The organism is Methylobacterium isbiliense, from assembly GCF_022179325.1.
Lineage (GTDB): Bacteria > Pseudomonadota > Alphaproteobacteria > Rhizobiales > Beijerinckiaceae > Methylobacterium > Methylobacterium isbiliense.
Genome location: NZ_BPQQ01000117.1, coordinates 1 through 17455 on the forward strand (window position 1 = coordinate 1; position 17455 = coordinate 17455).

The 17455-nt window shown below is 72.7% G+C and carries 15 protein-coding genes, 2 tRNA genes and 1 pseudogene; 11 read left to right on the top strand and 7 right to left on the bottom strand.

The features are described from left to right. Positions 1-2267 (bottom strand): aconitate hydratase AcnA (acnA, locus tag MFF61_RS32080; protein ID WP_238241741.1); only part of this gene is annotated, 2267 nt, incomplete at its 3' end. Between the two features lie 407 nt (positions 2268-2674). Here acnA and ccmA point away from each other — a divergent pair. After that, the gene (ccmA, locus tag MFF61_RS32085) at positions 2675-3334 is read left to right on the top strand and encodes a heme ABC exporter ATP-binding protein CcmA (protein ID WP_238241742.1); all 660 of its coding nucleotides are present in this window, start codon (positions 2675-2677) and stop codon (positions 3332-3334) included. Beyond that, positions 3331-3999 (top strand): heme exporter protein CcmB, encoded by a 669-nt coding sequence (gene ccmB, locus MFF61_RS32090; RefSeq protein ID WP_238241743.1) that lies wholly within the window; start codon positions 3331-3333, stop codon positions 3997-3999. Before ccmA ends, ccmB begins: the two co-directional genes overlap by 4 nt. Before the next feature lie 3 nt (positions 4000-4002). On the opposite strand, the gene MFF61_RS32095 is transcribed toward ccmB, so the two are convergent. Beyond that, complete coding sequence (locus MFF61_RS32095) at positions 4003-4176, bottom strand: DUF1328 domain-containing protein (RefSeq protein WP_048447625.1); 174 nt, start codon at positions 4174-4176, stop codon at positions 4003-4005. A 125-nt stretch (positions 4177-4301) separates the two neighbouring features. On the opposite strand from MFF61_RS32095, the gene MFF61_RS32100 reads away from it, so the two are divergent. Genes MFF61_RS32100 through MFF61_RS32110 form a run of 3 tightly spaced genes read left to right on the top strand, consistent with a single transcriptional unit; the run spans position 4302 to position 5837 of the window. Continuing rightward, complete coding sequence (locus MFF61_RS32100; RefSeq protein ID WP_238241744.1) at positions 4302-5069, top strand: heme ABC transporter permease; 768 nt, start codon at positions 4302-4304, stop codon at positions 5067-5069. 16 nt (positions 5070-5085) lie between these two features. After that, complete coding sequence (gene ccmD / locus MFF61_RS32105; RefSeq protein ID WP_238241745.1) at positions 5086-5235, top strand: heme exporter protein CcmD; 150 nt, start codon at positions 5086-5088, stop codon at positions 5233-5235. After that, complete coding sequence (locus MFF61_RS32110; RefSeq protein WP_238241746.1) at positions 5232-5837, top strand: DsbE family thiol:disulfide interchange protein; 606 nt, start codon at positions 5232-5234, stop codon at positions 5835-5837. The genes ccmD and MFF61_RS32110 overlap by 4 nt, the downstream gene beginning before the upstream one ends. 85 nt (positions 5838-5922) lie before the next feature. Here the strand turns inward: MFF61_RS32110 and MFF61_RS32115 are convergent, their stop codons facing one another. After that, entirely contained in the window at positions 5923-6612 is a 690-nt protein-coding gene (locus MFF61_RS32115; protein ID WP_238241747.1) for a GyrI-like domain-containing protein, read from the bottom strand. Positions 6613-6779: 167 nt separating this feature from the next. On the opposite strand from MFF61_RS32115, the gene dapF reads away from it, so the two are divergent. The 3 genes from dapF to hrpB all read left to right on the top strand — a co-directional run bounded on the left by dapF (position 6780) and on the right by hrpB (position 11803). Beyond that, positions 6780-7661, top strand: a complete 882-nt coding sequence (gene dapF / locus MFF61_RS32120) for a diaminopimelate epimerase (protein ID WP_238241748.1) — start codon at positions 6780-6782, stop codon at positions 7659-7661. Then, on the top strand, positions 7661-8902 hold the full coding sequence (gene mtaB / locus MFF61_RS32125) for a tRNA (N(6)-L-threonylcarbamoyladenosine(37)-C(2))-methylthiotransferase MtaB (RefSeq protein ID WP_238241753.1): 1242 nt from the start codon (positions 7661-7663) through the stop codon (positions 8900-8902). The genes dapF and mtaB overlap by 1 nt, the downstream gene beginning before the upstream one ends. A 426-nt stretch (positions 8903-9328) precedes the next feature. Beyond that, positions 9329-11803 carry an ATP-dependent helicase HrpB gene (hrpB, locus tag MFF61_RS32130; protein ID WP_238241749.1) on the top strand — a complete coding sequence of 825 codons (2475 nt, stop codon included), beginning with the start codon at positions 9329-9331 and terminating at the stop codon, positions 11801-11803. Positions 11804-11810: 7 nt separating this feature from the next. Here the strand turns inward: hrpB and cmk are convergent, their stop codons facing one another. Next, complete coding sequence (gene cmk, locus MFF61_RS32135; protein ID WP_238241750.1) at positions 11811-12440, bottom strand: (d)CMP kinase; 630 nt, start codon at positions 12438-12440, stop codon at positions 11811-11813. 8 nt (positions 12441-12448) lie between these two features. After that, positions 12449-13798: a 3-phosphoshikimate 1-carboxyvinyltransferase gene (gene aroA, locus MFF61_RS32140; RefSeq protein ID WP_238241754.1), complete on the bottom strand. Its 1350-nt coding sequence runs from the start codon at positions 13796-13798 to the stop codon at positions 12449-12451. Positions 13799-13967: 169 nt separating this feature from the next. Between aroA and MFF61_RS32145 the strand changes: the two genes are divergently transcribed. The 3 genes from MFF61_RS32145 to MFF61_RS32155 all read left to right on the top strand — a co-directional run bounded on the left by MFF61_RS32145 (position 13968) and on the right by MFF61_RS32155 (position 14817). Next, positions 13968-14354, top strand: coding sequence for a TIGR02300 family protein (locus MFF61_RS32145; RefSeq protein ID WP_238241751.1), 387 nt, complete (start codon positions 13968-13970; stop codon positions 14352-14354). 207 nt (positions 14355-14561) lie between these two features. After that, a tRNA-Ala gene (locus tag MFF61_RS32150) sits at positions 14562-14637 on the top strand. 104 nt (positions 14638-14741) lie between these two features. After that, positions 14742-14817, top strand: a tRNA-Ala gene (locus MFF61_RS32155). 50 nt (positions 14818-14867) lie between these two features. Here MFF61_RS32155 and MFF61_RS32160 read toward each other — a convergent pair. Next, positions 14868-16013: a glycosyltransferase 61 family protein gene (locus tag MFF61_RS32160; protein WP_238241752.1), complete on the bottom strand. Its 1146-nt coding sequence runs from the start codon at positions 16011-16013 to the stop codon at positions 14868-14870. A 392-nt stretch (positions 16014-16405) separates the two neighbouring features. Continuing rightward, positions 16406-16972 (bottom strand): annotated as a pseudogene (locus MFF61_RS32165) (transposase); the annotation flags it as partial. Between the last annotated feature and the right edge of the window lie 483 nt (positions 16973-17455).

The window sequence follows — 17455 nt, forward strand, 5'->3', positions numbered from 1 at the left end:
ATCTTCTCGCCCGACGGCTGGTAGAGCGTCCAGCCGCCCTCCACCACCGTGCCGGAGGCGTCCTTCACCATCTGGTTCTTGATGCGGATGTTGGCGAAGGTGCCCCGCATCATCACCTCGTGGTTGCCGCGGCGCGTGCCGTACTGGTTGAAGTCCTGCACGCGGACCTGATGTTCCTGCAGGTAGGCGCCGGCCGGCGAGGCCGCCCGGATGTTGCCAGCCGGCGAGATGTGGTCGGTGGTGATCGAGTCGAGGAACAGGCCGAGGATCCGGGCGCCGACGATGTCGGTGACCGGCGCCGGGGTCTTCTCCATGCCCACGAAGTAGGGCGGGTTCTGCACGTAGGTGGAGCCGGGGTTCCAGGCGAAGGTCTGGGCCGGGGTGACCTCCACCGCCTTCCAGTTCTCGTCGCCGCCGAAGACGTCGGCGTAGCGCGACTTGAACAGGCCGGACGTGATGGTCTGCTCGATGAAGGCGTTCACCTCGGCCGAGGAGGGCCAGATGTCCTTCAGGTAGACCGGGTTCCCGTCCGCGTCGGCGCCGAGCGGGTCCTGGGTGAGGTCGACCTGCATCGAGCCGGCGAGCGCGTAGGCCACCACGAGGGGCGGCGAGGCGAGGTAGTTCGCCCGCACGTCCGGATTCACCCGGCCCTCGAAGTTGCGGTTGCCCGAGAGCACGGCGGCCGCGACGACGTCGTTGTCGTTGATCGCCTTCGAGATCGGCGCGGGCAGCGGCCCGGAATTGCCGATGCAGGTGGTGCAGCCGAAGCCCACGAGGTTGAAGCCGAGCGCGTCGAGGCTCTGCTGCAGGCCGGCCTTCTCCAGGTACTCGGCGACGACCTGGCTGCCCGGCGCGAGCGAGGTCTTCACCCAGGGCTTGGAGCGCAGGCCCTTGGCCACCGCGTTGCGGGCGAGCAGCCCCGCCCCGATCATCACGCTCGGGTTCGAGGTGTTGGTGCAGGAGGTGATCGCCGCGATCACCACGTCGCCGTGGCCGATGTCGAAGTTCGCGCCCTCGACGGGATAGCGCTTGGCGATCTCGGCGGCCTTGCGGAACTCGCTCTCCATGGAGGCGGCGAAGCCCGTCTTGGCGCCATCGAGCAGCACCCGGTCCTGCGGGCGCTTCGGCCCGGCGAGCGAGGGCTTCACGTCGCCGAGGTCGAGTTCCAGCGTGTCGGTGAAGACCGGGTCGGGCGTCGAGGCGTCGCGCCACATGCCCTGGGCCTTGGCGTAGGCCTCCACCAGCGCGATGCGCTCGTCCGCGCGGCCGGTGACGCGCAGGAAGTCGATGGTCTTGGCGTCCACCGGGAAGAAGCCGCAGGTCGCCCCGTATTCCGGCGCCATGTTGGAGATCGTGGCGCGGTCGGCCACCGGCATGTCCTCCAGGCCGGGCCCGTAGAACTCCACGAACTTGCCCACCACGCCCTTCTTGCGCAGCATCTGCGTGACGGTGAGCACGAGGTCGGTGGCGGTGGTGCCCTCCGGCAGCTTGCCCGAGAGCTTGAACCCGACCACCTCGGGGATCAGCATCGACAGGGGCTGGCCGAGCATGGCGGCCTCCGCCTCAATGCCGCCGACGCCCCAGCCGAGGACGGCCAGGCCGTTGACCATCGTGGTGTGCGAGTCGGTGCCGACGAGGGAATCCGGATAGGCCAGTTCCTGGCCGTTCTCGAACGCCTTGGTCCAGACCGTCTGGGCGAGGTATTCGAGGTTGACTTGGTGGCAGATGCCGGTGCCGGGCGGCACCACGGAAAAGTTGTCGAACGCCGTCTGGCCCCACTTGAGGAAGGTGTAGCGCTCGCCGTTGCGCTCGTATTCGAGCGCGACGTTGTCCGCCAGGGCCTTCGGGGTGCCGAACTCGTCGACGATGACCGAGTGGTCGATGACGAGATCGACGGGCACGAGCGGGTTGATCTTCTTCGGATCGCCGCCCAGCGCCACCATGGCGTCGCGCATCGCCGCGAGGTCGACGACGGCGGGCACGCCCGTGAAGTCCTGCATCAGCACGCGCGAGGGCCGGAACGCGATCTCGGTCTCGACCTTGCCGCGGTTGTCGAGCCACCGCGTCACGGCCTCGATGTCGGCCTTCTTGACGGAGCGGTCGTCCTCGAAGCGCAGCAGGTTCTCCAGCAGCACCTTCATCGAGAAGGGCAGCCGGCTGGCATCCGGCAGGCCGTTCTTCTCGGCCTCCGGGATCGCGTAGTAGGTGTAGGTCTTGGTCCCGACCTGGAGCGTCTGGCGGGACTTGAAGCTGTCGATGGATGCCACGGCGTGGTCCTCGCGAGGGTTGTCGAACACGGCGCAGGCATGACCTGCGCCAGACTGGCGTGTTCGGCCGGATGCGCTGACGGGCCGGGTCCGCAGGGCGGACCCGTCACCGCTTCCCGTGCGGCATCCACGGAGGGCGACCGCGGATGCGACGGTGCGCGCGCCGCCCCGGGGGTGCCCGGACTGGAGTGCGCGAGAGACGGTTTGGACGCCTCTAAGGTCGCGCGGCGCAGCCAGCGATGCGTATAGAACACTTCGAAACTGCCCGCTACGGGGGGCGATGGGGTGCGGATGAGCCAGTGTGGATCGGCCGGCGGATGCCGGGGTGAGGTTGCGGACCGCTCCATCTTCCCCCGCCGGGGGATGAGGGCGCGCGGGCGCGGTCCGGCCGGCACGGCATGCGTCCCATGCGCCTGATCGCCGAGGGGCTCGCCTGCCGCCGCTCCGGGCGGCGCATCTTCGCCGGCCTGTCCTTCGCCCTCGGGCCGGGCGAGGCGCTGGTGGTCACCGGGCGCAACGGGGCCGGCAAGTCGTCGCTGCTCGCCATCCTGGCCGGCCGGCTCGCGCCGGAGGCCGGCACCCTGCGGGCCGAGGAGGTCGGCGAGCGCACGATCCCGGAATGCCTGCACGGCGTCGGGCACCGGGACGGGCTCAAGGGCGCGCTGACCGCGGACGAGAACCTGACCTTCGCCCGCGATCTTCTCGGCGCCGCGACGCTCGCGCCCCGCGAGGCCCTGGCGCGGCTCGGCCTCGCCCACGCGGCGGGGCTGCCCGTGGCCTACCTGTCCGCCGGCCAGCGGCGGCGCGTGGCGCTCGCCCGCCTGCTCGTCTGCCGCCGGCCGCTCTGGCTGCTCGACGAGCCGACCGCGGCCCTCGACGCCGCCTCGCAGGCCCTCCTCGCCGGGCTGATGCGCGAGCACCTGCGCGAGGGCGGCCTCGTGATCGCCGCCACGCATCAGGCGCTCGGGCTGGAGGAGGCGCGGACCCTGGCGATCGAGGATTTCCGGCCGACTGGCCCCGCGCGCCACGACCCCTTCTCTGAAACCCCCGCCGAGGCCGCCCGATGATCCGCCCCTTCCTCGCGGTGCTGGTGCGCGACCTGCGGCTCGCCGGCCGGATCGGCGGCTCGGGGGCGCTCTCGCTCGTCTTCTTCCTGATGATCGTGGTGCTGGTGCCCTTCGCGCTCGGGCCCGACCTCAACCTGCTGTCGCGGATCGGGCCGGCGATCCTGTGGCTGGCGGCGGTGCTCGCCACGCTGATCGGCCTCGACCGCCTGTTCCAGGCCGACGAGGAGGACGGCTCGCTCGACCTGCTGACCGGAGCGCCCGCGCCGCTCGAACTCGTGGTGCTCGCCAAGGTGCTGGCGCACTGGCTCACGACCGGCCTGCCGCTCGCGCTGGCAGCCCCCCTGTTCGGGCTCCTCGTCGCGCTCTCGCCGGCCGCCATGGCCGGGACGAGCCTGACGCTGCTCGTCGGCACGCCGGCCCTCACCTTCATCGGGGCGGTGGGCGCCGCGCTCACCGCCTCGATCCGCCGCGGCGGGCTGATCCTCGCCGTGGTGGTGCTGCCCCTGATGATTCCGACCCTGATCTTCGGGGTCTCGGCGGCGGACGCGGCCACGGGCGGCACCGTGCCGCTCGCGACCCCGCTCCTGATCCTCGGCGCGCTCAGCCTCGTGGCCGGCGTGGTCGGGACGCTCGGCGCCGCCGCGGCGCTGCGTTGGAGCGAATAGCCCTCAGAACACCGCCTGCCCCAGCAGCACCGCCGCGATCACGATCACCACCGCGATGGCGAGGAACAGCCCGAACAGCAGGCGGGCGATGCCCCGGGCGCCCGACGCCACGTTGGTGAAGCCCAGCGCCCCCGCCACCAGCGAGATCACGAAGAAGATGATCGCCCATTTCAGCATGGCAGCGGATGCCCCGTCTCTGCGAAAACCGGATCGATAACCGGCACGGCCACGCTGCGTTCCGCGGGGCGCTGCGCCCATCGTCCGCATTGCCGGGCCGGGCCGGGGCAGGCTACACCGCCCGCATGGCACAGGGGTTCTTCACCCGGCTCGCCCAGCCGGGCCGCTTCATGCGCTGGTCGGGCGCCGCCCTGCCGTGGATCGGCGGCCTTTCGGGCGTGCTGCTTCTGGCCGGCCTCTACCTGTCGTGGTTCGTCGCGCCCGCCGACTACCAGCAGGGCGAGACGGTCAGGATCATGTTCATCCACGTCCCGGCGGCGTGGCTCGGCGTGTTCTTCTACGGGGCGATGGCGGTCTCGGCGCTCGGCACCCTGGTCTGGCGCCATCCCCTGGCCGACGTGGCCCAGCGTGCCGCCGCGCCGATCGGGGCCGCCTTCACGCTGATCTGCCTCGTCACCGGCTCGCTCTGGGGCAAGCCGATGTGGGGCACCTACTGGGTCTGGGACGCGCGCCTGACCTCGATGCTGGTGCTGCTCCTGATCTACGCGGGGCTGATCGCCCTGTGGCGGACGATCGAGGATCCGGGCCGGGCCGCCCGCGCGGTGGCGATCCTCACGCTCGTCGGGGCCGTGAACCTGCCGATCATCAAATTCTCGGTGAACTGGTGGTCGACGCTGCACCAGCCGGCCTCGATCCTGCGCATGGGCGGGCCGACCATCCACCCGACCATGCTCTACCCGCTCCTCGTGATGATCGCGGCCTTCTCGGTGCTCGGCATCGCGCTGCATCTGGCGGCGATGCGCACCGAGATCCTGCGCCGCCGGGTGCGCACGCTGGCGATCCTCGAAGCCGAGCGCCTCGACGCTCCCAGCCCCGCGGCCCAGGCCGCCTGACACCGGGACGCCTGCCGTGGACCTCGGACCGCACGCCGTCTTCATCCTGGGGGCCTACGCCTTCACCGCGCTCGTGGTGGGCGGGCTGATCCTCGCCGCGCTCCTCGACCACCGCGCGCAACGGCGGGCGCTGGCCCGGCTGCAGGGCGGGCGGAGCGAGCCGTGAGCGTCCGCGAGACCGCACCATCGCCCGAGGCCGCCGAGGAGACGCCGCGCCGCGGCCGGCTGCTCTTCCTGCTGCCGCTTCTCGTCTTCGTGGCGCTCGCCGGCATCTTCCTCGGGCGGTTGCTCACCCGGGGCTACGATCCCTCGACGGTGCCCTCCGCGCTGATCGGCCAGCCGGTGCCGGCCTTCAGCCTGCCGCCCCTGCCCGATCTCGTGACGGAGGGCCGGCCGGTGCCGGGCTTCTCCAGCGACGACCTCAAGGGCAAGGTCACGGTCCTCAACGTCTGGGCCTCGTGGTGCGCCCCCTGCCAGGTCGAGCACCCGATGCTGATGCGCCTGTCGCGCGACGGGGTGAACCTTGTAGGCATCGACTACAAGGACGCGCCGGAGAACGGCCGCCGCTTCCTCGGCCGTCGCGGCAACCCCTTCCGGGCGGTCGGGGTCGATGCGAGCGGGCGCACGGGCATCGATTTCGGGGTCTACGGCGTGCCCGAGACCTTCGTGATCGGCCCGGACGGCCGCATCCGCGACAAGCTCGTGGGCATCCTCACCCCTGACAACTACGCGGCCTTCCTGGAGAAGGTGCGGGCGGCCGAGAAGTAGCGGCCGCACCGCTGCCGGCGCTGCGCCGAGGTGCCGGCTGGCGAGCGGCCACGACAATGCGCGAGAGCGGCGCGATGCGCGCCGGTCATTTCGGCAGCGCGTAGATGTTGACCTCCAGCCCGTCGTCGCCCGGGTCCTTCAGGTCCGTGAGGTACTCCTCCACGAAGGCGTCCTGGACCACGATGCCCTTGGCGTCGAGATAGGCCGTCACCGTCTCGTAGGTCTGGTCGATCTCGGCGTAGGGTCCCTTGTGGACGAAGCGCAGCGCCTTGCCGCCCGGCGTGGTGCCGAAGCGCAGGCCCTCGGGCTTCGTCTCGGGGACGCGCTCGACCGGCACCATCGCCTCGTACTGGAAGCCCTCGTCGTCCGTGCGGGTGAAGACCGCCACCGGCCGGCCGACCGCCCGGATGCCCGCCCGGGCGAGGTCGGCGTCGAGGCGCGCGAAGGTGTCCTTGAGGCTCGGCACCGCCGCATCCCACTTGGCGCTGCCGGCGAGGATCGCGGCGGGCCGGGCGGGCAGCGTCACCTCGTCGACGTCGGAGGGGTCGCCGGGCTTCTCGACCAGCGGCTGGCGCGGCCCCGTCGGTGCGGGCGCGGCCGGCACCGCCTTCTCGGGCAGCGGCGCCCTGGGGGCCTCGCCCGGCCCCGGCCCGGGGCCAGGATTCGTGGTGGTCGGCAGCGGATTGCCTTGTGCGGGCGGCGGCGTCTGGGCCGCGGCGGTCGCGAGGGAGAAGAGGAGGGCGAGCACGGTCAGCGGGGAACGGGTGGCTGTCACGGGCGAGGCGCTCCGGTCGGATGAGGGGTTCGGGCCGCGATTCGCCGGCAGGCCCGAACGCCCCCGACCCTACTGCCGTTCCGGCAGCGCGGCGAGACCGCCGCTCGCGCGCGGCGGCAACTCGGTCCATATAGCGGGAAACCGCACGAGAGCCGGACCCTTTTCGCATGTCCCCCCTGGCCCATCGCCGCTTCCTGAAGATGAACGGGCTCGGCAACGAGATCGTGGTGCTCGACCTTCGCGGCACGGGCGCCGCGGTGCGCCCCGAGGAGGCCCGCGCCATCGCGGCCGATCCGCGCTCGCGCTTCGATCAGCTGATGGTGCTGCACGATCCCCGCGGCCCCCGGGCCGACGCATCCTTGCGCATCTACAATACCGATGGCTCGGAGGCGGGGGCCTGCGGAAACGGCACGCGCTGCGTCGCCTGGGCGCTCCGCGAGGACCCGCGGATGGGCCGCCCTGGCGGCCGCCTCGTGCTGGAGAGCCCCGGGGGCCTGCTCGCTGTCGACCGCGTCTCGCCCACCGTGTTCACGGTCGACATGGGGCCGCCGCGGCTGGCCTGGAACGAGATCCCGCTGGCCGAGCCCTTCCCCGACACCCGGCGCATCGAATTGCAGATCGGCCCGATCGACGATCCGGTGCTGCACTCGCCGGGCGTGGTCAGCATGGGCAACCCGCACGCGGTGTTCTTCGTCGACCGCGATCCGGCCGGCTACGACCTCGCCCGGATCGGTCCTCTCCTCGAAGCCCACCCGATCTTCCCCGAGCGCGCCAACATCTCGCTGGCGCAGGTGATCGATCGCGGCCGCATCGTGCTGCGCGTCTGGGAGCGGGGAGCCGGCCTCACCCGCGCCTGCGGCTCGGCGGCCTGCGCCGCCCTGGTCGCGGCCTCGCGCCTGCGCCTCACCGGGCGCGAGGCGGTGGTGAGCCTGCCGGGCGGCGATCTCACCATCGCCTGGGGCGAGGACGACCACGTGCGCATGACCGGCCCGACGGAGCTGGAATGGGAGGGCACGCTCGCGCCCGGCCTCTTCGCCGGGGCGGCCTGATGCCCGTGGAGGTGCTGAGCTTCGGCTGCCGCCTCAACGCCGTCGAATCCGACTCGATGCGGCTCCTCGCCGAGGCGGCCGGCCATCGCGACCTGACGCTCGTCAACACCTGCGCGGTGACGCAAGAGGCCGGCCGGCAGGCCCGCAAGGCGATCCGGGCGGCCGCCCGCGCGGCGCCCGGCCGCCCGGTGGTGGTGACGGGCTGCGGCGCGCAGGTCGAGACGCGGGCCTACGCGGCGATGCCGGAGGTCGCGGCGGTCGTCGGCAACGACGCCAAGCTGCGGGCTGACACCTGGGATCGGCTCGGGGCGGAGCGCGTGCGCCCCGACGCCATCATGGCGGTGCGCGCCGCGCCCGTCGCGCCAGTCGCCCGGATGGCCGGGCGCACCCGCGCCTTCCTGCCGGTGCAGACCGGCTGCGACCACCGCTGCACCTTCTGCGTCATCCCGTTCGGGCGCGGCCCCTCCCGCTCGGTGCCCCTGGCCCCGGCGATCGCGCAGGTCCGCGCCCTGGTGGAGGACGGCGCCCGCGAGGTGGTGCTCACCGGCGTCGATCTCACCGCCTACGGCCGCGACCTCGCGGAGGGCACGGGGCTCGGCGGCCTCGTCAAGGCCATCCTGCGCGCGGTGCCGGAACTCGACCGGCTGCGCCTCTCCTCGATCGATTCGGTGGAGGCCGATGCCGACCTCCTCGACGCGCTCGCCACCGAGGCGCGGCTGATGCCCCACCTCCACCTCTCGCTGCAGGCGGGAGACGACCTGATCCTCAAGCGCATGAAGCGCCGCCACGGCCGGGCCGACGCGATCCGCTTCTGCGAGACCGTGCGGCGCCTGCGCCCCGGGACGGTGTTCGGCGCCGACCTGATCGCGGGCTTTCCCACCGAGACCGAGGCGCAGTTCGCCCGCACCCTCGATCTCGTGGCGGAATGCGGCCTCACCCACCTGCACGTCTTCCCCTATTCGCCCCGCCCCGACACGCCCGCCGCCCGCATGCCGCCGGTTGCCCCCGAGGCGATCCGCGCCCGCGCCGCCCGCCTGCGCGAGGCCGGCGCGGCAGCGCTCGCCCGCCACCTCGACGGCCAGGTCGGTCGCACCGCCCGGGTGCTCGCCGAGCAGGGCGGGATCGGCCGCACGGAGGCGTTCCTGGCGGTGCGGCTGCCGGAGGGCGTGGCGCCCGGGACGATCGCCGATCTCGCGCTCACCGGGCATGACGGGCGGGTGCTCACGGGGGCCGTTGCCTGACGGATCCGCATCGCGCCGAGGTTGCGCGGCCCGCCCGAGCGGGAGGAAGGGGCCGGTTGAACGACGGCCCGAACGGCTGGCCCCGCGGCGTGAGGGGCCGCGGGAGGCAAGACCGCGAGCCCTCGTGCCGAGCGACCAGCGCTGAGATGAGCCCGATCGTGATGGTCACGGACCATCCGGTCGGGTTTTGCGCGATGGTGATCGTGAGGATCGGAAGCCCGATCACGCGCTCTCACCTCCTTCCCGGTCTGCCTGCTCGAACGGCGGCGGCCGGTCATTCCGCCGCAGCCCCCTCGTGCCCCTGGGCCGTCGCGACCGGGACGATCATCTGACCCAACGTCAGATTCGGCAAGGACCGATCGATCCCGACCGCCCGCGCGACCGAGTCTCTTGCGCCCCGCGCCCCGCCGCGCCATCAGGCCGCCGATGCCGCCCGCCCTGCCCTCCCTTCCGATCGAGGCCGTCCTCGGCGACCTGATCGGGGCGCTCGACGCCCGCCCGAACGCCGTCCTGGTCGCCCCGCCCGGAGCCGGCAAGACGACCCGCGTGCCCCTGGCCCTCCTCGACGCGGTTTGGCGGGAGGACCGCCGAATCATCGTGCTGGAGCCCCGCCGCCTCGCCGCCCGGGCCGCGGCCGAGCGCATGGCCTCGCTGCTCGGCGAGCGCGTCGGCGACACGGTGGGCCTGCGGGTGCGGCTCGGCTCCAAGGTCTCGGGGCGCACCCGCATCGAGGTCGTCACCGAGGGCGTCTTCGCCCGCATGATCCTCGACGATCCGGAACTCACCGGGATCGCCGCCGTGCTGTTCGACGAGTTCCACGAGCGCTCGCTCGACGCCGATCTCGGTCTCGCGCTCGCGCTCGACGCGCAGTCGGGGCTGCGCGAGGACCTGCGGCTCCTGGCCATGTCGGCGACCCTCGACGGCGCGCGCGTCGCCCGGCTGATGCACGACGCGCCCGTGATCGCCTCGGAGGGCCGGGCACACCCGGTCGAGACCCGCTACCTCGACCGCGACCCGGGCCGGCGCATCGAGGAGGCGATGGCCGAAGCGGTGGAGCGGGCGCTGCGGGCCGAGCCCGGCTCGGTCCTCGCCTTCCTGCCCGGCCAGGGCGAGATCCTGCGCGTCGAGCGGCTGCTGCGCGAGCGGCTGGAGCGCTTCCCCGAGGTCGATCTCGCGCCGCTCTACGGCGCGCTGGAGCGGGGCGAGCAGGACCGGGCCGTGCGCCCGAGTCCGCCGGGGCGCCGCAAGGTCGTGCTGGCCACCTCCATCGCCGAGACCTCGCTCACCATCGAGGGCGTACGCGTGGTGGTGGATTCGGGCCTCGCCCGGGTGCCGGTCTACGAGCCCGATCTCGGCCTCACGCGGCTCGTCACCGTGCGGGCCTCCCGCGCGGCGGTGGACCAGCGCCGGGGGCGCGCCGGCCGCACGGAGCCCGGACTCTGCTACCGGCTGTGGTCCGAGGCCGCGACCGGGGCGCTCGAACCCTTCACCAAGCCCGAGATCCTCTCGGCCGACCTCGCCGGCCTCGTCCTCGACTGCGCCGCCTGGGGCGTCGCCGATCCGGCCGCCCTGCCCTTCCTCGATCCGCCCCCCGCGCCGGCGCTCGCCGAGGCGAAGGCGCTGCTCGCCGGCCTCGGCGCCCTCGATGCGGACGGTCGCCTCACGCCCGACGGCGCGCGGCTGCGGGCCCTGCCTCTCCCCCCGCGCCTCGCCCGCATGGTGGTGGGGGCGGGCCGGCACGGCCGGGCGGCCGCGCGGGACGCGGCCGACCTCGCGGCGGTGCTGGTGGAGCGCGGGCTCGGCGGCGATGCGGTCGACCTCACCGAACGCGTCGAGCGCTTCCGCCGCGACCGCGCGGGCCGGGCCGAGGACATGCGCCGCCTCGCCGCCGGCTGGGCGAAGGCCGCCGAGCCCGCGCCGGGCGAGGGCGAGGCCCCTCCGCTCGGGGCGCTCCTGGCGCTGGCCTATCCCGACCGGATCGCCCGGGCGCGGGGCCGGCCCGGCGAGTTCGTGCTCGCCAACGGGCGCGGCGGCGGCCTCGATCCGGCGCTGGCGCTCGCCCGCGAGCCGTTCCTGGCGGTGGCCGAGATCGTCGGCAAGGCCGCCTCTGCGCGCATCCTCGCCGCCGCGCCGCTCGGCCTCGATGCGATCGAGACCCTCTTTGCGGACCGGATCGAGTCCCGCACCGTCGTGGCCTTCGATCCGGCCGCCAGGGCCCTGCGCGCCCGCGCCCAGCGGCGCCTCGGCGCGCTGACCCTCGGCGAGCGCATCCTGCCGGCCCCGGCCGACGAGGCGGGCGCGCGGCGCCTCGCCCGGGGCATCGCGGATCTCGGCCTCGATGCCCTGCCCTGGTCGAAGGCGGCACTGCAATGGCGCGAGCGGGTGCGCTTCCTGCACCGGGCCGAGGGCGATCCCTGGCCCGACCTCTCGGACGCGGCGCTCGCGGCGACGGTCGAGGACTGGCTCGGCCCCCACCTCGTCGGGCGCACGCGCCTCGACGAGGTGGGCAGCGACACGGTGTTCGAGGCGCTGCAGGCCCTGCTGCCCTGGACCCTCCGGGCGCGGCTCGACGCCGAGGCGCCGACTCACGTCGAGGTGCCCACCGGCTCGCGCATCCCGGTCGATTACGGCGCCGAGGAGCCGGTGCTGGCTGTGCGGGTGCAGGAACTCTTCGGCCTCGGCCACCACCCGACCCTCGGCGGCGGCCGGGTGCCGCTGGTGCTCCACCTGCTCTCGCCGGCCCAGCGCCCGATCCAGATCACCCGCGACCTGCCGGGCTTCTGGCGCGGCTCCTGGGCGGGCGTGCGCGCCGACATGCGCGGCCAGTACCCGCGGCACCCCTGGCCGGAGGATCCGGCGACCGCCGCCCCGACCCGGCGGGCGAAGCCGCGGGGAACCTGAGCCCCCGTCAGGACCGGCGCCGGCGCGCCTCCACCACCGCGATCGCGGCCCGGAACGCGGCTTCCGCATCGAGGTCCGTCGTGTCGATCACCACCGCATCGTCGGCGATGCGCAGGGGGGCGGCGGCGCGGTCCTTGTCGCGGGCGTCGCGGCGCTGGATGTCGGCGAGCACCGCCTCGTAGCTGGCCGCCTCGCCGCGCCCGCCGAGCTCCCGGTGGCGGCGGTGCGCACGCTCCTCCGGGGCTGCGGTGATGAACAGCTTCACGGCCGCGTCGGGGCAGACCACGGTGCCGATGTCGCGCCCGTCGAGCACCGCCCCGCCCTCGGCCCCGGCGAAGCGCCGCTGCCAGTCGAGGAGCGCCGCCCGCACGGCGGGCAGGGCCGAGACCACCGAGGCCGCCTCCCCCATCGCCCGCTCGCGCAGGCGCAGATCCCCGAGGGACTCCGCCCTCAGGCACCGGGCCGCATCCTCCGCCGCGGTCTCGTCCGCGAGGTCGCGGTCCGCGTCGAGGAGCGCCAGCGCCACGGCCCGGTAGAGGAGCCCGGTGTCGAGATGCGGCAGGCCGTAATGCAGCGCGAGGCGCCGGGCGAGGGTGCCCTTGCCGGAGGCGGCCGGCCCGTCGATGGCGATCACCATCCCGCCCCTCACGCCGAGAACGCCGCGCCGAGCGACCGCAGGTCGGGCAGGAAGCCGGGATAGCTCGTCGCGATCATCGCCCCGTCATCCACCGTCACGGGGTTCCGGGCGGCGAGCCCCATCACCAGGAACGCCATCGCGATGCGGTGGTCGAGATGCGTCGCCACCGTGCCGCCGCCCGGGGCCGCCCCGCCGTCGCCGTGCACCAGGAGGTCGTCGCCCTCGACGCCATGCGCGACGCCGTTCTGCCGCAGCCCGTCCGCCACCGCGGCGAGGCGGTCGGATTCCTTCACCCGCAGCTCGTGCAGGCCCCGCATCCGCGTCGTGCCCTGCGCGAAGGCCGCCGCGACCGCGAGCACCGGATACTCGTCGATCATCGCGGGCGCCCGCTCCGGGGGCACGTCCACGCCGGTGAGGCGGCTCGCCCGCACGCGCAGGTCCGCGACGGTCTCGCCGCCCTCCTCGCGCTCGTTGAGCCGCACGATGTCGGCGCCCATCTCCAGCAGCGTCGTGACGAGGCCGGTGCGCAGCGGGTTCATCATCACGCCCTCGATCACCACGTCCGAGCCCGGCACGATCAGGGCCGCGACGAGCGGGAAGGCCGCCGAGGAGGGATCGGCCGGCACCACCACGTCGGCCGCCCGCAGGGTCGGCTGGCCGGTGAGCGCCACCACGCGCCCGTGGCCGCCGGGCCCGTGCGCCGTCACCGCCACCTCGGCGCCGAACAGGCGCAGCATCCGCTCGGTGTGGTCGCGCGTCGCCGCCGCCTCGATCACCGTGGTGGTGCCGGGCGCGTTGAGCCCCGCGAGCAGCACCGCCGACTTCACCTGGGCGGAGGCCACCGGCGACTCGTAGGTGATCGGGATCGCCTCGGCGGGGCCGCGCAGGGTGAGCGGCACGCGCCCGCCCTCCTGCTGCGCCACCACGGTCGTGCCCATCCGCTCCAGCGGATCGAGGATCCGGCGCATCGGCCGCTTGCGCAGGGAGGCATCGCCGTCGAAGGTCGCGGTGACGGGCTGGCCGCCGACCACGCCCATCATCAGCCGCGAGCCGGTGCCGGCATTGCCGAAATCGAGCACGCCCTCCGGGTCGCTCAAGGCGCCGATGCCCACGCCCCGGATCCGCCAGCGCCCGGGGCCGTCGTGGTCGATCCCGGCGCCGAGCGCCTTGGCGGCGGCGGCGGTGCGCAGCACGTCGTCGCCTTCGAGCAGACCCTCGACGCGGGTCTCGCCGATGCTGAGCAGGCCCAGGATCATCGCCCGGTGCGAGATCGACTTGTCGCCGGGCGGGCGGAGGGAGCCCCGCAGGGGCGTCCCGGCCCGGGCGGCGATGGGGGACGGAGGGGAATCGTGCGACACGGGCAGACTTGACCGGCAGAGGGGATGGAGCGGGCGGCGGGTCGTTACCACGCGGGCGTCCGCCCGTCATCCGCGACCCGCGCAGGAGGCCCGCGGCGGCGATTTGACAGAGGCGGCGCCCGCGACTAACCGGGCGCATTCCCCGACGATCCTCAAGGGCTTTCGAACCGTGGCCAGACCGGAACTCGGCTTGAAGCGCCAGTGCATGAGCTGCGGCGCCAAGTTCTACGACCTCAACAGGGACCCCGCCACCTGCCCGAAATGCGGCACGGTCTACCAGATCGCGGCCCTGACCACGACCCGGATGCCGGCCCCGGCGCTCGCCAGCCGTCCGGCCGCGGACGATGACAGCGACGAGGACACGGGCGGCCCCGAGCTGGTCTCCCTCGACGAGGTCGAGGCCGCCGAGGAAGGCGCCGACACCTCCGTGGACGACGAGGCCGATGTGGGGGATGCCGGCGGCGACGACGACACCTTCCTGGAGGAGGACGAGGAAGGCGGCGACGACGTCTCCGACCTGATCGACGGCGACATCGAGTCCGACGAGGAAACCTGAGCCTGCTGTCCGGGCGGCGCCCGGGCGAAGCGTAAGTCGCGGCCGGATCTCGCGAATCCGGCCCCGTCACGAAAACTTCGCGCAAGGCCGCCGCGGGGGCTTGTCTCAGCCGCGGCGCCCCCATATACAGCCGCCACCGAACGCGGCCGCCCTCCGGGGCGCTTCGGGCGGCTCTCGCCGACGACCCAACCGTCGGCGTCGATCAGTGGGGCCATAGCTCAGTTGGGAGAGCGCTTGAATGGCATTCAAGAGGTCGGCGGTTCGATTCCGCCTGGCTCCACCAGATCTCCTCCGGTCCTGAGAACCCGGAACGACACGCGACCGCCCCGCGCGGCCGCCCGACTGCGCGACACCCGCGGTGCGTCCCGAGGCGCCGTGGACGAGGATGGGGCCATAGCTCAGTTGGGAGAGCGCTTGAATGGCATTCAAGAGGTCGGCGGTTCGATTCCGCCTGGCTCCACCAAACCGCACTCCCCCCTGAATCGGCCCGCTCGCCGCCATGAGACGAGACGCCTACTCGGACCCCGGCGTGGCCGATCTCCACGTGGTTCGGCCGATCTCCCACGCGCCGTCGACATCCACCGTGAGGCCGAGCCTCGCCAGCTGGCGGCGGATGAACGCGAGGAGGTCCGGGCGATCGGTGGAATACGCATTCAGGGCGATCCACTGCGCGACGTCGGCGCTCAGGCGCGCCGCGTAGGCGGCGCCGTCCCAGTGATCGGCGATGTCCGGTGCCAGAAACCGGAGCTTCTCCACCAGGTCGGCCTCGTCGAAGAGAACCAGGGCGCGATCGGGGCGCGGCCGCCCGCGTCGGTTCAGGCCGTAGAGGATCCCGCGCGACGGCTGCCAGTAGGCGAGATCCTCCACCCGCGCCGCCAGCGCCGCGCGCGCGAGTGGCGCCTTCGGCCGGCGCGCGATCACGGCGACGCGGGCGTGCAGGCGGCCGAGCAGCTGGAGCGTGTGCAACGCCGAGCCTTCTGAGAACAGGATCCGGCGGGCCCGGCGCAGCATCCGCACCTGCTCGGACACCGGCAGCATCTCGGGTTGGATGACCGCGACACCGGCGCGTTCGAGCACCTCGGCGACGTAGGGCTCCCCGGCGAGCCGGCCGTCCGGCCAGCGCGCCCGGGACACGAACAGAGCCTCCAGATCCTGCGGCACGGGGCCGGTCGTGGCCACGATCTCGTCCATGACGTCGAGGTGGGCGCGGCTCGGCGGCGGTCCGTCGAGTCGCTCCGCCTGGGGCGGCACCAGCAGCGTGCGAAACAGGGTCGGGCGCTCGATGAGGCAGATCCGCCCGCGGTCGACCCCGAAATGCTCGACGAGCCCCCAGAAAAAGGCGGGGGGCGGACCCATCGCCACCGGACCGGCGCTGAAGACGAGAGGCGTGGTGCGATCGAAGCGGCTCGCCGTTGCGATCCGCATGCCGAAATCGGCGATCATGTGCCCGTAATGCGGGCTCACCGGGCCGCACCAGAGCCCGATCTCGGCCTGCGCCTCGACGGGGCCGGTGAGCCGGGGCCGCGTGTCCCGCGGAAAGCCGAGCCACCCGCGGCGATGGCGCGCCGCGACCTGGAGCGCGAAGCGCGGGAAGACGGGCCCGCCGCGATAGATCCCGCCGCTGGCTTCCCTCGGCAGCCGCCCTGTGCTGTTCCGCAAGTATTCTGTTGGTGCGACCGTAACGTCGTGGAACCGCTTCACTGCCGCATCCCGAACCTGGTCGGTGCTTCAAGCAGCAGGATTTCGGGCTGTCAATCGGGGTGGCACCTCTGAACTGTGGCCGATCCACGCGGCACTCCGCGACCCGGCTGATCCGGCCGCTTTGCGACGCTTCGGCAGTCATGCCGATCTCAAGATCGACGGCACGGCGTGACATGTCCATTGCGGCATCAAGCAGTGCGGTTCCATGCTCCTCGCCCATGACATGTGGCTCTCGTCCAAGATTTTCTTTGGGCGAGCTACGAAGGTGAGGCAGGCCCGTGATGCTCGGTCAGGAGCGCATGCTGGCGAGAGCCAAATGTCTCGAGAAGGCACCACGTTCGCCGCAGGCCTCCGTTCGGGATGTGGACGGCCTTGTTGCGGACCACGCCCTCGTTGCGCACCTTGATCCGCAGGGCGTCGAAGAACACGATCGGGTAGACCGGTTCCAGCGGCCGGGCCTGCCAGGCGGCGACCTCGTCGAGTACCGCGTTGGTCACCGCGCTGATCAGGTCGGGTGAGACGTCGATGCCGTACAGCTCGCGCAGGTGGGAGACGATCTCCCGGGTGCTCATGCCGCGGGCGTCCATCAACACGATCTTGTCGTCGAAGCCCGGAAAGCGGCGCTGATAGCGGGCGATCAGCTGCGGGTCGAAGGTCGCCTGCCGGTCGCGGGGGATCGCCAGCTCGATCCAGCCCGTCTCGGTCGTGACGGTCTTGTGACCGTAGCCATTGCGCGTGTTGCCGGTCTCCTCGCCCGCCAGATGATGGTCCATCTCGGCGTTGAGCACCCGCTCGGCCAGGGCCTTCTTCAGCTCGTCCAGCAGGCCATCGGCTTCAAAGGCCCTCTTCGGATCGGCGCCGGCCAGGAGTTGATCTAGGATTGCGTCAGGGATGCGGGGCGCTTTGCGTCGTGCCATCGGGAGCCTCCTTCGGGTCCACCATGGCCGCACCACACGAAATTCCTGACAGTCCCGCATCGCGGGCCGTTGGTATAATGCCGCGCTGATCGAGGCCAACGACGAGTGGTCGCTCCAGCACCGCCATCGTCAGCCTGGAGACCCTGAGCGATCTCGTCGCCGGCGCCGACGTGGAACCGCGCCTGCTTGCTCCACCCGTCGCAACAAAAATTCTCTAATCAACCAACCTTCTTCGTAGGCGGCGACTGCCATCCAGATGGTGCGATAAATCATTTACATACGTGGGAGATCCGATGCCAATTTCAGTTGCCAGTCTGGCGATAGCCATTTGTCGAACGTCGTCTGCATATTATAATCGTATTTCGTTACTGGCAATAGCAAGATATGTATTTCATATACTTAATCCATTGCGCCGTTCCTCTGCTTCGATCAGGCGGCTCTGGAGTGCATCCCGCTCCTGCACAACGCTGCTCAATCCGACTG